Source organism: uncultured Pelagimonas sp., assembly GCF_947498515.1.
In the GTDB taxonomy this organism is placed as follows: Bacteria; Pseudomonadota; Alphaproteobacteria; order Rhodobacterales; family Rhodobacteraceae; genus Pelagimonas.
The window spans coordinates 24,275-45,185 of record NZ_CANMKO010000004.1 but is presented as its reverse complement, the minus strand read 5'-3'; the positions used below and the strand labels follow the sequence as shown (position 1 = coordinate 45,185).

The following is a 20,911-nucleotide window of genomic DNA, read 5'->3' as shown; positions in this document are numbered from 1 at the left end:
GTTCTTAACCAAGATTCATGGCAGACTGATCAGTTTGTAGGCGTGGCCGCGGAATTCGCAACCGGGACCATCGCGGCTGTGACTCGCTTGGGAGCTCAGCGCGCATTTTGCAGACCGGGAGCTCATCTTTCAAAAAGGCGCGATAGAGTGGAAAAATGCCGGGTCGCAGATAGGGCGACCAGTGGCAAATCCGTCGTTGCGGTTTCGCGATTGGATAACCGGCGGATCGCATCACTTCTAGGCTTAGCGGATCATCCAGTTGTAGCGTTGCCATATTGGCAAGGGACAGACTTCCATGCCCGAGCATCCGATCATGGGGTTGGGGACGCGGGATCAGACGTTCCAGAAGGTAGTCAAAAACATCGTTCTCCCGGCTTGAAACATTGAGGACATTCACGCGTTGTCCTGAGGGGGAGCGGAGGGCGCGCTCCGCAATGGACTGGTATTCGGCGGCGGCCATGAGGATGGCATGCGTCACCACACCCGACCGGGATTGGTGAATGGCTCTGATAGCGACACGAGCGCCAAGCGAATGGGCGATCAACTGGATTGGCCTATCGGGTGCCAATGTCGCGATGTTGTCGATCAACCGCGCCAACGCGTCACCCGCAGATTGCGCCGCCTCATAGGCTTTCCAAATGGAACCGCGTGCGTTCCATCCAAATGAGAGACCGAGCCCTTCGCCTTTTTGACCACGCAAGCCTAAATGGCGTGGCCAACTGATCATACGAGCGGCCTTGCCCGTCGGATGTCGTGACAAAATCCCGTCATGTGGGCAAAATCCGGGATGCCCTGGCAGGTATTTGAAACCGTGGATCATGATTTTGACCGGCCCGTGATCTTGGCTCATCGCGTGCTGCAAAGTCGGGGCCAAAGGGGCTAAGGACCCGTGAATGCAGGGAAGGCTATCTCTAACGGAAATACGCAGCATCGGCATTTGGGAACCCACGAATATTAGTGATTGCGGTCGTACCCACAGGCTGCGACGAATTCGTGAACGGATTGTTACAGCTCCGTGACGCGGTTTTAGGACGCTGGTAACAGTCGTGTCCGATGGATGGGCGAAGGCGATGGATGGGCGTTGTTGGTTTCCGAAAAAGCCTTTGAATGCTGACATAGCTAAATAGCAGCGGCCGTTCTGGTTTTCCAAGCGTTGGGACACTTTTAACCTGCAATGTCATTGGCATCAGAAGCCAGCATCGTTTGGCTTGAAACCTAGCCAGTAAAGGCCACAAACCATTTAGTTCCAAGACTACATCAAATTGTCGACTAAAGGGCGAGCCACGCGAAAGCTTTTGTTTACGCGGTGCTCGCTAGTTTGCGCCTACCAAGTGTTGTTTTAGGAGACAAAAATGTTCGAAAACCTACGTTCCAGCTTTTTGGCCGCCACCCTGGTTGCCATGCCAGCAATTGCTGTTGCAGTCGAAGAAGCTCCAATGACTGTTACGGGGGCAACCACTGTCACAGTTGATGAGTCGCTAGAATTATTTGATCAAGGCGTCGCCTTTGTCGATGTGCGGAAACCTTCTGATTTTGAGGCTGGGCGGGTCGCAGGGGCAATCAACCTAGACTTGAACGATGGGTTTTCTCAAGAAAGCCTGCTTGAGGTCGCTGGGCTACAAGATCCGGTGGTCATCTACTGCAATGGTGCGGCCTGTCTGAGATCGTCCAAAGCAATCGCTCAAGCCGTCTCTTGGGGATACGAAACTGTCTACTACATGCGCGATGGATACCCTGTCTGGGACATCGCCGGCTTTCCAGTAGAATGAACCAAGAATAGGGGCGGATATGACACTGACCAATCGGATCGTTATCAGCATTCTTTTATTTACAACCGTTTTAGCGTTCGGAGTCGTTTTTAGCGGTATGAGGATTCTGGAACGTGTTGAGTCCGCCCTTTTGAGCGTCAATGCTCAAAATGCCAATGCAGCTGTTCACTCTATTCTGACTGGTGCAGAAGACAATTTGGCAGTTCATAGCAAGACTGTCGCGCGCGATCGGGCTACGATAAAAGCCATTGTCGAAGGGGACATGGAGACCATCAAGTCTAGCATGGCGTCAACGTTCAACCGGATCTCAGCAACAAAGAAACTAAGCGATTTGGCCATCTATGATCTAAATGGCAAGCCGCTGGTGAAGTTTTCGATTAATAAACAAGACGCCACCTCTGATCATTTTCCAGAAATTCTTAAAACGACTATGGAAACCGGCCGACGTCAATTTGCGGTTGGGCAACTGGATGAATCTAGGGTCGCTTCAATTTATGTCGTACCGTTGTTGTCAGGGCGGTCACCTGTGGGCTTTGCTTTGCTCGCCTTGGACGCAAATTCACAATTGGGTCATATCGCACAGAACATGGGCAACCGATCGTTGTTGGTCAACAAGTCGACGGATGGCACTGTGACGACGAAAGCCTATGCAGAATTCGTCGAAACGGATCAAATGCCCGATGAGGGGGAGGCCAGTTCAGAAGAACCGACAACGGACCTACTCATCGAAAAGGTTGTCGAGGCGACAACTCATGGAGACGAGGGATTTGAGGTTATTGAAGTCGCCACACATTTCTTTGTTGTAACCCATTCCCCATTTCCACTCGAAGGGGAAAACGGAGAGGTTCAAGTTATTTCGATTTTGGATTTCACAAATCAAACGCTTGCAAGACATGCCGCACTTAAGACCGCTGCTATGACTTTGGGCGGGATTGTTTTTGTTTTGTTGGGATTACTTTTGTTGGGTTTGAACTTGCAACTGCGCCCGCTACGGGAAGGAACGCGAGCGTTGGCCGCCGCTGCGCAGGATGAAGAACCTGAGCCGATCAAACACAAGAGTTCAGCACATGAAATTGCCGAGTTGAACCGGGTGATTGAACGGATGTTAGCAAAGCGTCAGGTCGAGATATCCGCCGCGTCGGAGATTTCCGAAGTTGTTGGAGCATGTGCGAACGGAGATTTTTCGCATAAAATTCAAATGGGTGACAAAGAGGGAATGTTTGCCGATCTCTGTGAGAACGTGAATAGTATCAGCCATTCCGCGAACGAAGGGCTTGAGGCCATCCGTATCGGTTTGGACCATTTGGCAGTTGGCAACCTAACACACAAAATGCCAACAGATTTACCTGGAATCTTCGGCGAAATCGCTGGATCAATGGACAGCACAACTTCCGAACTTGCGAAAGCTCTTGGAAGTGTGTCGGCAGCGTCATGCGATATCTATTCGAGTGCCGAAGCCCTTTCGCGCAATACTGAAGTTCTGTCGATGAACACTGAACGAAATGCCGCAGCCCTTGAAGAAACGGCGGCAGCTTTGGAAGAGATGTCTCGAACCGTTTCTCATGCGGCCGGTTCGGCTGATGATGTGCGCAACAATGTTCTTGGTGTTACTGAACATGCTGAAAAGGGATCTACCTTGATGAAAAGTGCAATGGTTTCCATGGACGACATCAAAAATTCATCCACCGAAATCAACAGAAGCCTTCAAGTGATAGAAGACATCGCCTTTCAGACAAACCTGCTTGCTTTGAACGCGGGAGTCGAAGCCGCGAGAGCCGGACATGCCGGGCAAGGCTTTGCAGTCGTGGCAGGTGAGGTCCAGTCTTTGGCACAAAGGTCAGCAGAGGCGGCTATTGAAATTGGCAAAATACTTGCGTCTTCCAATGAGTCAATTGTCACTGGTGCTGAGGTCGTCCAAAATTCCAACGTTGCCTTCCAAGAAATTGTAGGCGCCCTTCGCAAAACGGAAGACTCAGTGGCAAAAATTGTTCACGCCACTGAAGAAGCTGCTCGTGGAGTAAGCGAAATTAGTGGAGCAACAACTGAACTGGATCAATCTACTCAGAGAAACGCTGCCAGCTTTGTGGATTCACGCGAATCAGTCACCTTGGTCGACGAGAAAGCGAACCGGTTGGCTGACACGGTTGCCATTTTCAAATTGCCTGATGACTATCTTCTTATGGCTTTGCCCGATGAGTTCGGACATGGTCTTGAGAGAAGCGGAACCTAGAGACGTTTAGAAGCAGTGCCGCTCTGTTTTCGCTTTAAGAAACTGAGCTTCTGGAGTGCCGATTGAAAGGTTGGCGTCCCATTGGTCGAGTTCAAGAAAACCCTGAGAGCCTTTGTTGGTGGAAAAAACATCCTGTTTGCGTTTCGGAAACTTGGCCTGTGAAATGCGACATAGGATGCTTTTTCACCCTTGCCTTTCAAGGCAGATTGCGACTTATAAGCGGTATAACCTTCAGTGACAGTCACAAACTGCTTACCCAATGGTGTGCCCCGATCAGGTTTCTTCAGCGGGTATGTCAACGAACCAAACTGCGAGATCGCACTGGCATGTCAAAAGAGTTAACACTCTGAGATGCCGTTCGGGAGTTGGTAAGTGTTTAAGAGATCATTTTGATGGGCGATGCCGTGGCGATTTGTAACCGGATTGCGGGCCACGTTAAATACACCGCTAAAGAGGTCAGACGAAGGGCTCCTTTCGCTTGACCGCGATCGGGGCTTTTTTGTTGCGGAGGCAATTATGACTGAACATGGAACACGAACCAAACTGGTACATGGTGGGACCAAACGTAGCCAGTGGAATGAAGTCAGCGAAGCGATTTTCCTGACCCAAGGGTTTGTTTATGACACCGCGGAGCAGGCCGAAGCTCGGTTTTTGGAAACTGGCCCGGATGAGTATATCTATGCCCGCTATGGCAACCCAACCGTTGCGATGTTCGAAGAACGCATGGCCCTTTTGGAAGGTGCCGAAGACGGGTTTGCCTGTGCGTCTGGCATGGCCGCCGTAAACGGGGCTTTGACCTCTTTGCTCAAAGCAGGTGACCATGTCGTCTCTGCCAAAGCTCTTTTTGGATCATGTCTTTACATTCTTGAAGAGGTTTTGACCCGCTATGGAGTCGACGTCACTTTTGTTGACGGTGCCAACTTGGACGAATGGCGCGCGGCTATGCGCCCTACAACCAAGGCAGTGTTCTTTGAGTCCATGTCCAACCCAACTTTGGAAGTGATTGATGTCGCTGGTGTCTCCGAAATTGCGCATTCGGTTGGGGCCAAAGTGGTCGTCGACAACGTTTTTTCAACTCCCGTCTACTCAAACGCGATTAGGCAAGGCGCTGATGTTGTCGTCTATTCCACGACCAAACATGTTGACGGGCAGGGTCGTTGTTTGGGCGGGGTGATCCTTGGCTCCAAGGAGCATATCCGCGGAGTTGTTGAACCCTACATGAAACATACCGGCGGATCTTTGAGCCCATTTAATGCGTGGGTCATGCTCAAGGGATTGGAAACAATTGCACTACGTGTACGCGCTCAAACGGAAGGGGCTTTTGCGATTGCTGAGGCCACAGATGGCCATGAAAAGCTGGAAAGATTGATTTATCCGGGTCTCAAAAATCACCCTCAGCATGATTTGGTCATGCGTCAACTCGGGGCAGGCGGCACAATGTTGTCTCTTGTCCTAAAGGGGGGCAAAGACGCGGCGTTCCGTTTTCTCAACGCGTTGGAAATAGCGATTATTTCCAACAATCTGGGCGATGCCAAATCAATCGTGACCCACCCGGCAACAACAACCCACCAACGTCTTTCTGATGAACAGCGTGCGGATTTGGGGATAAGTGATGGTTTGGTTCGCTTTTCTGTCGGGATTGAAGACCCAAAGGATTTGGTTGCGGACGTCATGCAAGCCCTCGACAAAGTCTGACCTGACGGACTGTCGCAAACAGGTGTGTTTACTGCGCAAGTGGACTTTGCGCAGTGCTCCCCTATCTATAAGGTGCGATAGGACGAAAGAGGGGAAAACCCATGAATATCCAGTCGGATATCTCTGACACGCCCAGCCGGGAAGAGGCTGACAAGGCATTGGCGTTGCTAAGACGTTATGCCGGAAGTGACGCGGTATTGGCGGAGCTGACTGGTGTTTACCCTGACTTGCACGCCATCTACCCAGACAATTTTGTTGTCGATGCTGCTTACAAGGACGGCCTGCCGGACCTACAAAATGGTCCCGCCTCCCTCATCCGTGGTGCGCAGCGGGTGATCCAGCATGTCGGTATTTCCAATTTTCGCCTGCCGATTCCGTATCGGACCCGTGACAATGGCGATTTGACCCTGGAAACATCGGTCACCGGAACGGTGAGTTTGGAGGCCGATAAAAAAGGGATCAACATGAGCCGCATCATGCGATCCTTTTATACTCACGCGGAAAAATCCTTTAGTTTCGAAGTTATGGAAGCGGCGCTGGACGATTACAAAAGCGACTTAGAGAGCTTTGATGCGCGTATTCAGATGCGATTCAGCTTCCCGATGAAGGTGGAAAGCTTGCGATCCGGTCTTACCGGTTTTCAGTACTATGATATTGCGTTGGAGCTTGTTGAAACCGCGGGACAACGTCGCAAAATCATGCACTTGGACTATGTTTACAGTTCAACCTGCCCTTGTTCGCTTGAACTTTCGGAACATGCGCGCCGAACGCGCGGTCAATTGGCGACCCCGCATTCACAACGTTCTGTCGCTCGGATCTCGGTTGAGGCATTGCCGGGCAATTGTTTGTGGTTTGAAGACCTGATTGATTTGTGCCGGCGCGCGGTGCCGACTGAAACACAGGTCATGGTTAAACGTGAAGATGAGCAAGCCTTTGCTGAGCTGAACGCCGCGAACCCGATATTTGTCGAGGATGCGGCGCGGTTGTTTGCCCAAGGCCTAGAAGATGACCCGCGCATCGGGGATTTTCGCGTAGTGGCCAGTCATCAGGAAAGCTTGCATAGTCATGATGCCGTGTCAGTTTTGACCGAAGGCACCTTGTTCGCAGACCAAAGCTTGGACCCAAAACTGTTTGCGACACTGTTTCATGTTGGGTGACTCTCGCCAATGGAATTAGCGAACCCGTCGTGTTGGGGGGAATTTATGGGCACTTGTGAAAAAGTTAAATGCGGGGCCCGTTCCCTTTACACTAAAGACATCTTTATTATGGCAAGCTGTCAGTAGGGAGGAAACCAACGTTCTACGAAAGGTTTCCGATATGACGCGCGATAATGTACAAATGGCTATGGGCAACGTCTCTTTGGGCCGCAAGATTGACCAGTTTTTTACTGAACGCGGGTTCGGATTGAACCCGGCGGGGTTACGACGAGCCCGGTTAAGGCAAATCATCCAGCTTGAGGCACAGAGCGATCATGACTTGGCTCAGATTGGGCTTAAACGCGATGATATCTTGCCGCATGTTTTCCGGGACATCCTCTACTGCTGACGGTGTCGCTTGACATAGCGCTCAGGTGCATTCAACCCTGCGCTTATGTTCGATATTCGCCCCGTCGCCTATGTCATTGGCCTGCTTGTCGCTTGCCTTGGTGCCACAATGTTTCTGCCTATGTTGGTGGATTTGGCTGAAGGGCGCGGACAATGGCCGGTGTTTCTTGAAAGTGCTTTGATCACCATTGTGACCGGTGGCTTGATCGCATTGGCCTGTTCCAATGCGGTCAAACAAGGCTTGTCGATCCAACAAACCTTCCTTTTGACCACGGGTGTTTGGGTGGCGTTGCCGATCTTCGGAGCGCTCCCGTTTGTATTGGGGGCGACCGATAGCAGCTATACAGACGCGTTTTTTGAGGCCATGTCGGGTTTGACAACCACCGGGTCGACGGTCCTGTCTGGCCTCGATGAATTGCCCAAAGGGCTGTTGCTCTGGCGCGGGTTGCTGCAATGGATTGGTGGCATTGGTATCATTGTTGTCGCCATGGTTTTCCTACCTGAGTTGCGGGTTGGTGGGATGCAAATCTTCCGATCCGAAGGATTTGATACCATGGGGAAAATCCTTCCTCGTGCGACACAGATTTCATCGTCGATTTCGACGATTTACGTCTCTCTCACGCTTATCTGCGCCGGGGCTTACATACTTTCTGGGATGGACCCATTTGACGCCACAGTCCATGCAATGACCACCGTCGCCACAGGTGGGTTCGCCAACTATGACGCCAGTTTTGGGGCATTCAGCGCATCGGCGGAGTACGTTAGCGTGGTGTTCATGCTATTGGCGGCCTTACCGTTTGTTCGCTTTGTCCAAATGACGGCGATGCGCGATGTGCGCCCCTTGGCCCAAGATAGTCAGGTTCGGGCGTTTTTGGCCACGGCGGTTGTGATCGTCGCTTTGGTCACTATTTGGCGCTATTTTGGGGGCGATGCCACCGGCGAAGAGGCCTTTCGTAAAGTCTTATTTAATGTCGTATCGATCCTAACGGGCACGGGATACGCAAGCCAAGACTATGGGCTTTGGGGCGGTTTTGCCGTCGCGCTATTCTTCTTTGTCGGCTTAATCGGTGGTTGCGCGGGGTCGACCGCCTGTTCCGTCAAAATTTTCCGGTATCAGCTTTTGTTCGCATCCATCCGCACGCAACTAAGCCGCATCCGTTCGCCTTCGGGCGTTTTCACGCCGCGTTATGCCGGAGTTCCGGTCGGGGCAGAGGTTATGTCTTCTGTCATGTCGTTCTTCGTCTTCTTCGTTGTGTCGATGGGGGTGTTGTCCGTTGCGCTTAGCTTGACCGGTTTGGATTTCATCACATCGGTGTCGGGCGCGGCGACGGCTTTGGCCAATGTTGGTCCGGGGCTGGGGGATGAAATCGGACCGTCTGGGAACTTTGCAGGGGTCGGAGATACGGCAAAATGGATGCTTAGCTTTGCCATGTTGGCCGGGCGTCTTGAGCTTTTGGCGGTCTACGCCATCTTCACAATCCGCTTTTGGAGGGCGTAATGCAAAGACCATTGGGTGCGCAGATTTCTCACATGCTCAAATCTCGGGGCGTTGACGTCATATTCGGGATTCCCGGTGTCCATAACGTCGAAATGTATCGCGGCATCGAAGAAGCCGGGATCACCCATGTATTGGCGCGCCATGAACAGGGTGCTGGATTTATGGCCGATGGTTACTCCCGTGCGACCGGAAAGCCGGGGGTGTGTTACCTGATCACCGGTCCCGGGCTGTGTAACGCCATGACCCCCTTGGGGCAGGCCTATAGCGATAGCGTGTCTGTGCTGGCAGTCACGTCATGTCTTGATAATGTCACCGGAAAACGCGGCCAGTTACACCAAATGTTGGACCAACGCGCGGCAGCGGGCACCGTTTGCGAATGGTCAGAAGAAGCCCGCGATCCGGAAACTGCCTATCGTTTGGTGGATCGCGCATTGACGGGTTTTGCGAGCAAGCGCAAGCGGTCGTGCCATATTCAAGTTCCGATCCAAAGTCTTGGGGCGATGGCAGATGCGGCACCTGAGGCAGCACAGTTGCCGGGGTTGCCAAAGGCAAGCAGTGAAGACATGCGCGCACTTGTCGATCGTGTATTGGCCGCGCAAAAGCCGATTTTTGTGTTTGGCGGTGGGGCCCTTGGCGGTGCTGAGGTCATCAACGACGTCTTGCGGATGACCGGTGCGGCGGCCTTTTGCACCTATGCCGGGCGTGGATTAGTGTCGGCAAAATACCCGCTGTATTTCGGCTCGTTTTTGGCGCGTCCCGATAGCGCCTCGGTGTTCGCAGAGGCCGACTTGGTCGTTGCTATGGGAACCGAGCTTTCAGAATGCGATATTTGGCGGGATGACTTGGGCCATACGGCCCCGATGATCCGTGTCGATATCGACCCAGAGATTCTTGCACAGGCAAGGCCCGGTGATGTGCCAATTTTGGGTGATGTTGGTGCAGTTCTCAAGGCAATGGCGGTGGCCATACCGGCGCGTGTCGATGATCGCGCCCCTTGCTGGGATGTTCAAAAAGTCGCCGCGACCAAGGCCCGTTGGCGTGCCGAAGTGATGACAGAGCGCCCCGGCATTGTTGAGGTCGCTGAGGCGTTGAAGGCGGCTTTGCCGGATGATTGCATGATCTATTCAGACATGACGCAGTTTGCCTATGCCGCCAAGGAAGTGTGGGACATGCCCCGTGCCGGGTATTGGCATCATCCCTATGGCTTTGGAACTTTGGGCTACGCGTTGCCTGCGGCGATTGGTGGGGCGGTTGCACGGCGGGCTTTGCCGACGCTGTCGATCCTTGGGGATTATGGGTTTCAATATACCGTGCAAGACCTAGGGACGGCTGTGGAATTGGGCCTAAGCTTACCAATCATCATCTGGGACAATGGCAAGTTGGCCGAGATCGAAGAAAGCATGATCCAGAGCCAGATCGCCCCCAATGCGGTTGTTGCACAGAACCCTGATTTTCTGGCGCTGGCGCGCGCCTATGGGGCAGGGGCGGTTGAACCAAAGAGTTTGGAAGAGATGCAGCAGGCCGTGCTTGCGGCCTTTGATGCTCCGGTGCCGACTGTAATTCGGGTCACACCGGGTGTTCTGTAAGAAATTAATGATCTGACGATCATCGCCTGCGGCGGGCATATGCGAGGGGCGCTGCCCCTCGCGCTCCCCGGTGCTCCTTCGACCAGAAGAAAAAAGCCCGCTCCTTTTAACAGAGGCGGGCTTTTTCTATTGTCATTTTTCTGGCGGGCGTTAGCCGATTTCAGCCAGACGGGCCAAAGCCTCTTTTAACTTGGCCTCATCCCCTTCACGCGCTGCAAGGTTGGCTTTAGCTTCCTCGACAACCTCGGCCGGGGCGGATTCCGCGAATTTGGGGTTGTTCAAACGGCCACGCAGCCCCCCCAATTCCTTGGCCAGCTTGCCCAGAGATTTTTCGAGACGGGCCTTTTCGGCGTCCACGTCGATGATGTCGGCCAATGGCATGCCGAACGTGGCCTCGCCGACGGGCACAGTGATGCAGCCTTTGGGGAAGCCATCGACAAGGTCGAGGTTTTCGACCCGTGCCATGCGTTTGATGATGGCTTCGTTGCGGCCCCAAGCGGCCTTTTCGGTTTCGCCAAAGCCGGTGGCCAAAAGCGGCACGAACAATCCTGCTGGAACGTTCATTTGCGCGCGCGCCGAGCGGACCCCCTCGATCAAGCTGATGACCCACGAAATCTCGGCCTCGGCCTGTGGATCAACCAGATCGGTGGTGTATTCCGGCCAATCGCCATGCACCAACATCTTGTCGCGTTTTGCGGTGTTATCCCACAACTCTTCGGTGATGAAGGGCATAATCGGGTGCAGCATGATCATACATTGATCAAGAACCCAGGCCATAGTGTCCCGTGTTTCTTGGGCAACCGCGACGTCATCGGAGCCAAACAAGGGTTTGGAGAATTCCACGTACCAGTCGCAAACCTTGCCCCAAACAAAGGCATAGAGACCAAGCGCGGCATCGTTGAAACGATAGTCAGCCAAGGCTTTGTCGGTGGCTTCGCGGACTTTGGCAGTTTCGCCGATGATCCATTTGTTCAACGTCGCCTGCGGATTTTGTGGCATACCTTTGGGTGCTTTGTCCGCGCCAACTGCGTCGTTCATTTCGGCAAAGCGGGTGGCGTTCCAAATCTTGGTGCCAAAGTTGCGATACCCGGCGATGCGGTCTTTGGACAGTTTCAAAACGCCACCAATCGACGCCATGGCCGTATTGGTGAAACGCAATGCATCCGCGCCGTATTCGTCAACGATCTCAAGCGGATCAATGACGTTGCCGGTGGTTTTCGACATCTTCTTGCCCTTCTCGTCGCGGACGAGCTGGTGCAAATAAACAGTATCAAACGGCACTTGATCGACCACGGCGAGCTGCATCATGATCATCCGAGCGACCCAGAAAAACAGGATGTCTTGGCCGGTGATCAAGGTGCTTGTTGGGAAGAAGCGTTTCATCTCATCACTGTCTTCGGGCCAGCCGAGCGTGCCAATGGGCCAAAGGCCAGAGGAGAACCACGTGTCGAGAACGTCGGCGTCGCGGAACATCGGAATGACCATCGGCCCTTCGAATTGACGAATGGTACCTTCGTCCTTGGTATCCATCAGGTCAATATCGGCTTGCAGAACGCCGGCGGCCTCTTGGGCGTCGGCAACGATGCGGAAATCGGTACCTTCGGGGAACCGAAGGGCGGCTTCTTTTAGGGCTTCTTCTTCATTTGCTGCGCAGATCGCATACCAATCTTCCTCACCCGGAACATACCAAACCGGAATCTGATGACCCCACCAAAGCTGACGCGAAATGCACCAAGGTTCGATGTTTTCGAGCCAGTGATAATACACTTTCTCACCGGACTCTGGCATGATTTTGATGTCGCCATTGCGCACGGCATCAAGCGCCGGGCCAACGATCTTGGCGGCATCCACATACCATTGATCGGTGTGCATCGGTTCGATGACGACCTTGGAACGGTCGCCAAAAGGTTGCATGATCGGCTTAGCCTCGACCAATGGTACGGCAACAACCTCGGGGGCTTCCTCGCCCTTTTTGAGCTTTTTCTTGGGGCCAAGGCGCGGGTCGTCCGACATCGTCATCACGGCCAGACCTTCGGCGGTAATCTCAGCGACCACCTTGTCGCGGGCATCAAACCGGTCAAGTCCGCGAAGATGTTCAGGCACAAGATTGATGGCGTCGGCTTCGGCCTCGCTTAGCGTGCGTTTGCCATTGGCAACGTCACCGGCGATTTTGGCGTCGTGGTCATAGGTGGCACCGTCGGCCCGCATCGCACCGCGCGTATCCATCAAGCGATACATCGGAATGCCGCCACGTTTGGCAACCTGATAGTCGTTAAAGTCATGCGCCCCGGTGATTTTCACCGCACCGGACCCAAAGGTCATATCGGGGTATTCATCGGTGATGATCGGAATCAGACGGCGATGTTCTTTGGGACCAACCGGGATTTCACACAGCGTGCCAACGATGGGCGCATAGCGTTCGTCATCCGGGTGAACCGCCACCGCGCCATCACCAAGCATGGTTTCAGGGCGGGTTGTGGCGATGGAAATATAATCACGCTCTTCCTCAAGCGTGACGTTCCCGTCTTCGTCTTTTTCGATATAGGTATAGGTCGCGCCGCCCGCGAGCGGATATTTGAAGTGCCACATGTGACCGGCAACTTCGATATTCTCGACCTCAAGATCGGAAATTGCGGTTTCAAAATGCGGGTCCCAGTTGACCAAGCGCTTGCCGCGATAGATCAACCCCTTGTTGTACATTTCAACAAAGACCTTAATCACCGCGTCATGGAAATTCGGGCTATTTTCGTGGCCAACACGCGGATCACCCGCCGCACCGGCCATGGTAAAGGCGTTGCGATCCCAATCGCAGGAACAGCCTAGGCGCTTGAGCTGTTCAACAATGGTACCGCCGTATTGGCCTTTCCATTCCCAAACCTTGTCAAGAAAGGCTTCGCGACCCAATTCGGCGCGGCTTGGCTGCCCGGTTTTGGCAAGCTCTTTTTCCACCATCAACTGGGTGGCAATACCTGCGTGGTCTTGGCCCGGTTGCCAGAGCGTGTCGAACCCGCGCATCCGGTGCCAGCGCGTCAGAATATCCTGAAGCGTGTTGTTAAACGCATGGCCCACATGGAGCGCCCCGGTGACGTTCGGGGGCGGGATCATCACACAAAAGCTTTCTTCGCGCGACTTGTTGGCACCGGCGGCAAAGGCCTTTTGGTCCTGCCACTTCTTGTTGATCCGCGGTTCTGCCTCGGCGGCATTGAACGTCTTTTCCATGGGCATCGGAAATTCCTCGTCTTTGGTTGACGATGCTGTAGCGAAAGTGGACGCGAAGGGGAAGGAGTCGAGGAAGAATCCCGACAGGAAAGCTAAAAAGTTGAATTCCTAGGCGGTGAAACGGGAAACGCGAGATGGCTATGGATCATCCTTAAACCAATCCCGCCTAAAGACGTAAACGAATAGCAACGATCCGCTGACGATTGTCCAAAGCGAAAACGCGAGTCTGAGTGCGTTGCCAACTAGCGTGGCTGGTTGGCTGAGCTCTACCATTAGTACAACCAGGCCAAAGTAAGAAGCGACGGTCAAAAACGCTCCCCTTACGGGCATTTTCTTTAATAGAGATATGTACCACATCATTGGCTTAGGGCTCCAAATTCGGTTTAACACCGAGTTTGCACTCGCAAAGCTGCATCAATGTATGCTGGCTAAATCTCGAGTCCACAAACAAAACGGCGCTGCTCAGGGAGGTGAGCAGCGCCGTTTCCAGTTTTTGAAACCCATAACAATTCTCTGGGAGGAGGAAGAGAAAGGCTCAAATCAGATGGGTCATGCGACCCTTGGTTTTGGTGCGGTGGCTCCAGGGAGGAGGAGAGGAGCCACCGCGATCATGAGAGGCCCAGGGAGGAGGAGAGGGCCCGTCATTCCGTTGGGCCGTTTGGCCCGAATTCGCGTTGCGGTGATGCCGGGAGGAGGAGTGGCATCACCGCGAGCTTTGAAGGGTCCAGGGAGGAGGAGAGGACCCAGCAAGGCGTTGGACCGTAGGGTCCGAATTTGGTTGCGGCGGCTCCAGGGAGGAGGAGAGGAGCCGCCGCGTCTATGAAAGGCCCGGGAGGAGGAGTGGGCCAGACATGTCATGTGGACCGATTGGTCCGAAACTCGCTGCGGTACCTCCAGGGAGGAGGAGAGGAGGCACCGCTTGTGATGAGAGACCCAGGGAGGAGGAGAGGGCCTGTCATTCTGGTGGGTCGTAGACCCGAAATTCGCGGCGGTGACCCCAGGGAGGAGGAGAGGGGCCACCGCTTGTGATGAGGAATCCAGGGAGGAGGAGAGGATCCGTCATTCTGTTGGGCCGTTTTGCCCGAATTAGGCGGCGGCGGTATCAGGGAGGAGGAGCGATACCGTCGCCGAAGCCGCAAGAAACAGGGAGGAGGAGAGTCCCTTGCGGTGTTCTATGTTATACTTCGTACGCGGCCTGATAAGCGACGCGACGGATGATTGAGCGGTTCAGTCCCAGATCCGCCAATTCGCGGTTCGACAGGTTCTGCAACTCACTCAGAGTTTGGTTGTACACTTTGCGGCGGGCCAGACGGGCGCGCAGGTCAATCAAAAGCCCGGAGAAACGGGCGCTGAAACCGCTTTGGGTTCCGGTGGTGATCTCAGTTGCGTATGCCATGTTCGTCGTTGCCTCGTCGGCTGTGTTGTTTGGTTGCGCTAAACATGGGGGAAATGCTGCACCTGCACAACGCCCGGAATTAACAATGCTGCTATGCAGAAAACGCATGAAGGACCTAAGGTAAAGTTAACGCGGTGCTGGTTTTTTACACTTTCAGCTAATCTGGGTTGCAGTGACGGGCGGTCACAGCCAGTTATTGGTGTAACTGAGATGGAGATTTAGAATGACTGACACAAAGGCCGCGATTCGAGACGCCCTTGCCCGGCTTGAATTGCCCGACGGTGGAAACCTGATTTCTAGAGATATGATTCGAGCCTTGACGGTTGAGGGGGGGTCAGCCCGCTTTGTGATCGAAGCGCCAAGCGCCGAAATTGCCAAACACATGGAGCCATTGCGTCAAGCGGCCGAAGCTGCGGCAGGACGAGTCGAAGGGGTAACATCGGTCAGTGCGGTTTTAACTGCCGAAGCCAAATCTCCGCCGCCACAATTGAAAATGGGCGGGCACCCCAAGCCTCAAGAAGGGGTCATGAAGCCCGCAGGGGTGAAAACCATTCTGGCGATTGGCTCGGGCAAGGGCGGCGTCGGGAAATCGACGGTCTCGTCAAACCTTGCCGTCGCTTTGACACGCGCGGGTAAAAAGGTTGGCTTGCTTGATGCCGATATTCATGGCCCATCTCAGCCGCGTATGTTTGGCCTCACGGATAAACCGGCAAGCCCGGATGGCAAAACCATCATTCCGCTCAAGGCGCATGGCGTCACTGTTATGTCGATCGGGTCAATGCTGGCCGAGGATAAGGCCGTGGTTTGGCGGGGACCTATGTTGATGGGCGCGCTGCAACAGATGTTGATGCAGGTGGATTGGGGCGAGCTTGACGTTTTGATTGTCGACCTGCCGCCGGGCACTGGGGACGTTCAATTGTCGCTTTGTCAAAAGTCTGAGGTCGCTGGTGCAATTGTGGTCAGCACGCCGCAAGACGTGGCGCTTTTGGATGCGCGCAAAGCGCTTGATGCCTTTGCGACGCTGAAAACACCCGTGCTGGGTTTGATCGAAAACATGGCTGTGTTTACCTGTCCCCATTGCGGCAAGGACAGCCACATCTTTGGGCACGGTGGCGTTGCGGATGAGGCGCAAAAAATCGGCGTGCCATTGTTAGCGCAGCTGCCCATCGACCTTGATACACGTCTTGGCGGTGATGGCGGAACTCCGATTGCCACGGGTGATAGCACAATGGCCAAATCCTATGCACAACTGGCCGATCGTTTGATTCAAGGCGGTATTATCTGAGGTCACCCTCCTCGGGGGGGGGCCATACACGATGTATGTCATACCGAAATCGGGGCGGGTAAAACGTCTGCCCCGATTTCGGTTAAACCCCAAATTCACACGCACAATTCCCGGCCCGTTGCTCGAATACGGCGTTGAGCACAGTTTCGGAGGAGGCCAAGGGAGCCTCGGCAATCTTGAAGTCATTGCGGCGGGAGCCGGACCCCAGATGTCGCGGCGTTTGGTGTTTAACGCTAGGTTTTTAGCTGCAGAAACAGGTCTGTTACCAAAGCTGCGGGGTCAACATTGACGGCGCGGGCATGTCGGGCGCGATCGCTCGCTTGACCCGCCAAAGTTGCCCAGTGCCGACCGGTTTGCGGATCGGGTGACAGACGTGCCAAAATCCCGGCCTCTTGAGGGGCCGCTTCGTGCAATGGCGGATGGCCGGTCACACCCGTGCGAGCAAGGCGGGCGGTAAGTTGGTCGACAAGCGTCAACAACAAATCAAGCCGCGCTTCCTTGCCTTTGCCCGCACAACTATCTGATAGGGAGAGCATTCTGGCACGGTCAAAATTGGGCAGGCTACCAAGAACCGCCAATATGTCCGAATAGAGCTGCAACCCGCCTAGATTGATAAGGCGCAAGGCCTCACCGACCGATCCTTGCGACAATTCTGTCAGGGCGGGCGCATCAGCCGGGGCGACATGGGCATCGGCCTGAGCCAAGGCGATGGTCATGTCATCGGGTGACAAGGGACCAAGCCGCAAAACGCGACAGCGCGAGCGGATCGTCGGCAGCAGTCTGGCCGGTTGGTGGCTTATCAATAAGATCGTTGTGTTGGCGGGCGGCTCTTCGAGCATCTTTAAGATCGCGTTGGCGGCTTGAATGTTCAACTCGTCGGCGCTGTCGACAATCACCACGCGGCGACCGCCATCTGCAGCCGAAAGGGAAAAGAAATGGCCGAGCTTGCGCACTTCGTTGACGCGGATTTCTGCGGCCAGTTTGTCGCCTTTGTCCGTTGGACCACGACGCAACAAGAACAACCCCGGTTCGGATAGGGCCAAAACGCGGTGCGCCACCGGATGGTCGGGGGAAATATCAAGCGTCTCGGGGGGGGGCGGGGCCCCGAACATGTCATGTTTGTCGACTAGTGGGGTCGCCAGCAAAAACCGCGCAATGCGCCACGCCAGAGTTGCTTTGCCAACACCGCGCGGGCCGGTGAGCATCCAACCATGGTGCAAGCGACCGGTGTTGAACGCGGTTAGAAAGTCGGCCTCGGCGCGGCTTTGACCAAACAATTCGGGCGTTTCGCGAGGATGTAACGCCCCTTCAATGCGATCGGGTTCCGGCAGTTCAACGTCGCTCATGTCAGGCGGGCCGAAACGCGCGCCAAGGCATCGCTGAAAATGGCGTCAATGTCACGTGCTGCGTCGATGACTTCAAACCGGTCGCTAAATTCATCGGCCAGAGCCAAGAAACCGGCGCGCATCTTTTCCTGCAAACCAACGCCGAAATCTTCAAAGCGCTCTTCCACAGTCGCGCGAGATTTGGCCCGCGCCAAGCCGGCGCTGGGGTCCATATCGAACAACAATGTCAGGTCCGGTTCCATGCCAATCATCAGGTCGTGAAGTGCGTCAACTTTGGCGCGCAGATCGCCGCGCGACAGCCCTTGATACATGCGGGTGCTATCGGCGAAACGATCACAAATAACCACCTTACCGGCGGCAAGGGCAGGGCGAATGGTGCGTTCCAAATGATCGCGCCGTGCGGCGGTAAAAAGCAAAAGCTCGGTCTCCGCTGACCATCGGTCAGGATCGCCCTGCAACACCAAGGCGCGAATTTCTTCGGCTCCGGGGCTGCCACCGGGTTCGCGCGTCAACACAACATCGCGGCCAGCTTTCTGCAACGCCTCTGCCAAGAGCCGCGCCTGCGTTGATTTTCCGGAACCGTCTATGCCTTCAAAGCTGACAAACAGCCCTATTGCCCCGTTTTTGGTCGTCACAATTGCTCCTTTGGGCCGTCCTGCAGGCGCTTTAGCAAAACCTGTGACACGGTCAGCATCCGATCCATAAACCCACCCCCGGCAATCGCTTTTTCTGCGACCAAGGGCACACGGGTTTCAGGCAACCCGTCTGGGCTTATGATCAACTCCGCCAATTTTTGGCCCTGTTCCACGGGGGCCTCAATCGGGCCGGTATACACCACCTCGGCCTTGACCCCACCCAATGGATTTACCGGCAATAGCAATGTGATATCTTGTTTGGCAACCAGTCCAACTTTGTCCTCGGCCCCCAACCAGATATCGGCGTCTGCGACGGCTTTGTCCTTGGTTACAATTGTTTGTTCGGCGAACTGACGAAAGGACCAGTTCACAATCGCTTCGGATTCCTCGGCGCGGGCGCGTTCACTGTCTAGCCCGGTAATTGCAAAAATTACCCGGCGTTTGCCGTTGGTTGCGGAACCGACAAGGCCGTACCCGGCCTCGCTGGTGTGGCCGGTCTTTAACCCGTCGGCCCCAATTCCAAGTGCCAAAAGTGGATTGCGGTTGTTGACGTTGCCCGGGGCTCGGCCATCAAAGGCAAAGGTTTTCTCGGAGAACATTTCGTAATGCTCGGGGAAGTCCTTGATCAAGAGATTTGCCAACAACACGAGGTCACGCATCGACATGACATGACCCTGTGCGGGCCAACCCGACGCATTGCGGAAACTCGAACTTGTCATGCCCAATTGCTGGGCGCGTTGGGTCATGAGTTTGGCAAACCCTTTTTCCGTGCCATCCGGACTAAGGGTTTCGGCGATAACGGCGCAGGCGTCGTTGCCCGAAAGAACAATGATACCGCGCAACAGGTCGCTGACTTTGACCCGATCCGTGGTGTCCAAAAACATCGTTGATCCGCCATAAGACATGGCATGGCTGGAAACGGGGAGCTTTTCGTCGATCTTCAAACGCCCGTCACGAATGGCCTCAAACGCAATATAAAGCGTCATAAGCTTGGACATCGAGGCGGGGGGGAGCGCTTCGTCAGCGCGCTTTGCGAGCAAAACCGTTCCGGTGGTTTGGTCTAGAACGAAAGCCGCCTTGGCGCGGGTGTCAAATGCCGAAGCAGGCGCGGCCAATAAGGCAAAAACAGCGGCACTAGCCAAAAAGCGGCGGGGCAAAAAGCTCATGTGGCGGCTCCTGTCCAAACAATCGGGTCAAAACGTTAAACTGTTTATTGCCGGAAACAGACGGGCTGTCACCCGCCTGCTTGTGATTGGTTGCGTTTTCTTGCCGACGGCGTCGAAAATGCGCGTGTTTGGCTTAGTTTGTCACCGCATAGGCGTCGGTGAATCCGGTGCCTTTGATGGTTTTAACAAGCGTCGACAGCTCGGATTTGGTTTGAGCTGGGCCAACGACAACGCGCCAGAAGGTTTTACCCTTGGAGTTGTGCTCTTTGACGGTTGGAACCATACCGGCTTGGCGCATTGCAACGGCGGTATTGCGGGCGTTTTGTTCTACGCTGAAGATACCGATTTGCACATATGGCTTGCTCAGGGACGATGTGGCTGGCTTCGCGCTCGGTTTGGGGGCTGCTGACGTGGCCGTAGGGGCGAGGGCCGCAGTTTCGATCGCTTTTGCCGCGCCATCCAATACGGGATCAAGCGTCCCTTCGGAAATTTCCGGCGCTGCTGGCATGGCGGCTGCGTCATTCATGGGTTCGAGAGGCGTATCTACGGCCACTTCTTCGCGGCGCAAGGCGACCACGTTCAAGTTAGACGGCTGACCGGCCAAAACGCCAAGCGCAGCGGCTGCATCTGAAGAGATCTGCAAACGCGGCCCTGGTGTTTCACGTTCGCGACGGAATAGTGCTCCGATAACGAACTTGCCATTGCTTTCGTTTCGAATGATGGCGCGTTCTGGGTCTGTGACATCAGGATGCGCGATCCAGACACCGCCTAGCGAGGGGCGACCATCCCAAAGACCGGCTTCGGTCGTTTGGAAAATCTCGGGCGCTTCCACGTCGCGTTCTGTTGTAGCCCCCGAGGTCGCCGCGCGGGCAACAACCTCATCTGTGCCACCTGCCTGGGGTTGAAGGAACCCGGGCATCTGCCCATCGGCACATGCCGAGAGCATCAAAAAACTGGTGAACGCAAAGGTTGCGCGCAGAGTCCGATTACGTTTGGGCGAATTCATACCGCTCATGCTGTGCCTCATGCCTGTGTCTGCGCGGGCGTTGCCACGCTCAATGCCGGATTTTCCGGTCACTACTGCCTCTTCGGGAGCTTTTGCCCCCTTTTCCCGTCAGAGTAACGTGTTGCGGGCCATATGAAAAGCCTGCAGTTTGAGAATGCGCGGATTTTTGGAGTAAAGGACTTTTAGAATCGAAAAAGGGGTATTAAGGATGCCCGAACGCGGAGGTTTGGCAGAGTGGTCGAATGCACCGGTCTTGAAAACCGACGAGGGTGAAAGTCCTCCCAGGGTTCGAATCCCTGAGCCTCCGCCATTTTATCTTTTTGTTGATCTCATTCGACCCCCGCAAGGTGTGTAAGTTCCCGTTATTTGTGGGAAAAACCCGCGTTTTCCATTCTAATACTTGGCCCGATATTTCCCGGCTTGCTTTCCTTGGGTCGTATGACAGTTGATAGTTTTGTGGCGGCACTTGCGGGAAAGCTCGCAAAAAGCCTGTCGCAAACTTGGGGGCAAGGCGGCACGGCAAAGGGGCGGGCCTA

The 20,911-nt window shown here is 54.6% G+C and carries 15 protein-coding genes, 1 tRNA gene and 1 riboswitch; of the genes, 9 read left to right on the top strand and 7 right to left on the bottom strand.

The annotated features are described in order from the left end of the window. Positions 1-4: 4 nt before the first annotated feature. On the bottom strand, positions 5-850 hold the full coding sequence (locus tag Q1A43_RS09035; protein WP_299934292.1) for an alpha/beta hydrolase: 846 nt from the start codon (positions 848-850) through the stop codon (positions 5-7). Between the two features lie 502 nt (positions 851-1,352). Between Q1A43_RS09035 and Q1A43_RS09030 the strand changes: the two genes are divergently transcribed. From Q1A43_RS09030 to Q1A43_RS09000, 7 genes are all read left to right on the top strand, one after another. After that, entirely contained in the window at positions 1,353-1,769 is a 417-nt protein-coding gene (locus Q1A43_RS09030) for a rhodanese-like domain-containing protein (protein WP_299934290.1), read from the top strand. A 19-nt stretch (positions 1,770-1,788) separates the two neighbouring features. Beyond that, entirely contained in the window at positions 1,789-3,999 is a 2,211-nt protein-coding gene (locus Q1A43_RS09025) for a methyl-accepting chemotaxis protein (RefSeq protein WP_299934288.1), read from the top strand. Between the two features lie 394 nt (positions 4,000-4,393). Next, a riboswitch (SAM riboswitch) is annotated at positions 4,394-4,471 on the top strand. Positions 4,472-4,515: 44 nt separating this feature from the next. Beyond that, positions 4,516-5,694, top strand: a complete 1,179-nt coding sequence (gene metZ / locus Q1A43_RS09020) for an O-succinylhomoserine sulfhydrylase (RefSeq protein ID WP_299934286.1) — start codon at positions 4,516-4,518, stop codon at positions 5,692-5,694. Positions 5,695-5,795: 101 nt separating this feature from the next. Next, entirely contained in the window at positions 5,796-6,851 is a 1,056-nt protein-coding gene (gene folE2, locus Q1A43_RS09015) for a GTP cyclohydrolase FolE2 (protein ID WP_299934284.1), read from the top strand. A 160-nt stretch (positions 6,852-7,011) separates the two neighbouring features. Beyond that, the gene (locus tag Q1A43_RS09010) at positions 7,012-7,239 is read left to right on the top strand and encodes a hypothetical protein (protein ID WP_299923849.1); all 228 of its coding nucleotides are present in this window, start codon (positions 7,012-7,014) and stop codon (positions 7,237-7,239) included. A gap of 45 nt (positions 7,240-7,284) precedes the next feature. Next, positions 7,285-8,736 (top strand): TrkH family potassium uptake protein, encoded by a 1,452-nt coding sequence (locus Q1A43_RS09005; RefSeq protein ID WP_299923846.1) that lies wholly within the window; start codon positions 7,285-7,287, stop codon positions 8,734-8,736. Beyond that, on the top strand, positions 8,736-10,322 hold the full coding sequence (locus Q1A43_RS09000) for a thiamine pyrophosphate-binding protein (RefSeq protein ID WP_299934283.1): 1,587 nt from the start codon (positions 8,736-8,738) through the stop codon (positions 10,320-10,322). Before Q1A43_RS09005 ends, Q1A43_RS09000 begins: the two co-directional genes overlap by 1 nt. Positions 10,323-10,472: 150 nt before the next feature. Here Q1A43_RS09000 and Q1A43_RS08995 read toward each other — a convergent pair whose 3' ends face one another. Next, a complete protein-coding gene (locus tag Q1A43_RS08995) occupies positions 10,473-13,547 on the bottom strand; it encodes a valine--tRNA ligase (protein WP_299934282.1) in 3,075 nt (1,024 codons plus the stop codon). A 1,171-nt stretch (positions 13,548-14,718) separates the two neighbouring features. Next, on the bottom strand, positions 14,719-14,937 hold the full coding sequence (locus tag Q1A43_RS08990; RefSeq protein WP_299934280.1) for a DUF1127 domain-containing protein: 219 nt from the start codon (positions 14,935-14,937) through the stop codon (positions 14,719-14,721). Between the two features lie 223 nt (positions 14,938-15,160). Here Q1A43_RS08990 and Q1A43_RS08985 point away from each other — a divergent pair, with 223 nt between their 5' ends. After that, entirely contained in the window at positions 15,161-16,222 is a 1,062-nt protein-coding gene (locus tag Q1A43_RS08985) for an Mrp/NBP35 family ATP-binding protein (protein ID WP_299923835.1), read from the top strand. Between the two features lie 233 nt (positions 16,223-16,455). Here Q1A43_RS08985 and Q1A43_RS08980 read toward each other — a convergent pair whose 3' ends face one another. From Q1A43_RS08980 to Q1A43_RS08965, 4 genes are all read right to left on the bottom strand, one after another. Then, positions 16,456-17,568 carry a DNA polymerase III subunit delta' gene (locus Q1A43_RS08980; RefSeq protein ID WP_299934278.1) on the bottom strand — a complete coding sequence of 371 codons (1,113 nt, stop codon included), beginning with the start codon at positions 17,566-17,568 and terminating at the stop codon, positions 16,456-16,458. Next, complete coding sequence (gene tmk, locus Q1A43_RS08975) at positions 17,565-18,203, bottom strand: dTMP kinase (protein WP_299934276.1); 639 nt, start codon at positions 18,201-18,203, stop codon at positions 17,565-17,567. Before tmk ends, Q1A43_RS08980 begins: the two co-directional genes overlap by 4 nt. Beyond that, on the bottom strand, positions 18,200-19,369 hold the full coding sequence (locus Q1A43_RS08970) for a D-alanyl-D-alanine carboxypeptidase family protein (protein ID WP_299934274.1): 1,170 nt from the start codon (positions 19,367-19,369) through the stop codon (positions 18,200-18,202). The genes tmk and Q1A43_RS08970 overlap by 4 nt, the downstream gene beginning before the upstream one ends. A 133-nt stretch (positions 19,370-19,502) precedes the next feature. After that, positions 19,503-20,375, bottom strand: a complete 873-nt coding sequence (locus tag Q1A43_RS08965) for an SPOR domain-containing protein (RefSeq protein ID WP_299934821.1) — start codon at positions 20,373-20,375, stop codon at positions 19,503-19,505. 220 nt (positions 20,376-20,595) lie between these two features. Here Q1A43_RS08965 and Q1A43_RS08960 point away from each other — a divergent pair. Further along, positions 20,596-20,685: transfer RNA gene (locus Q1A43_RS08960), tRNA-Ser, on the top strand. The last annotated feature ends 226 nt before the right edge of the window (positions 20,686-20,911 follow it).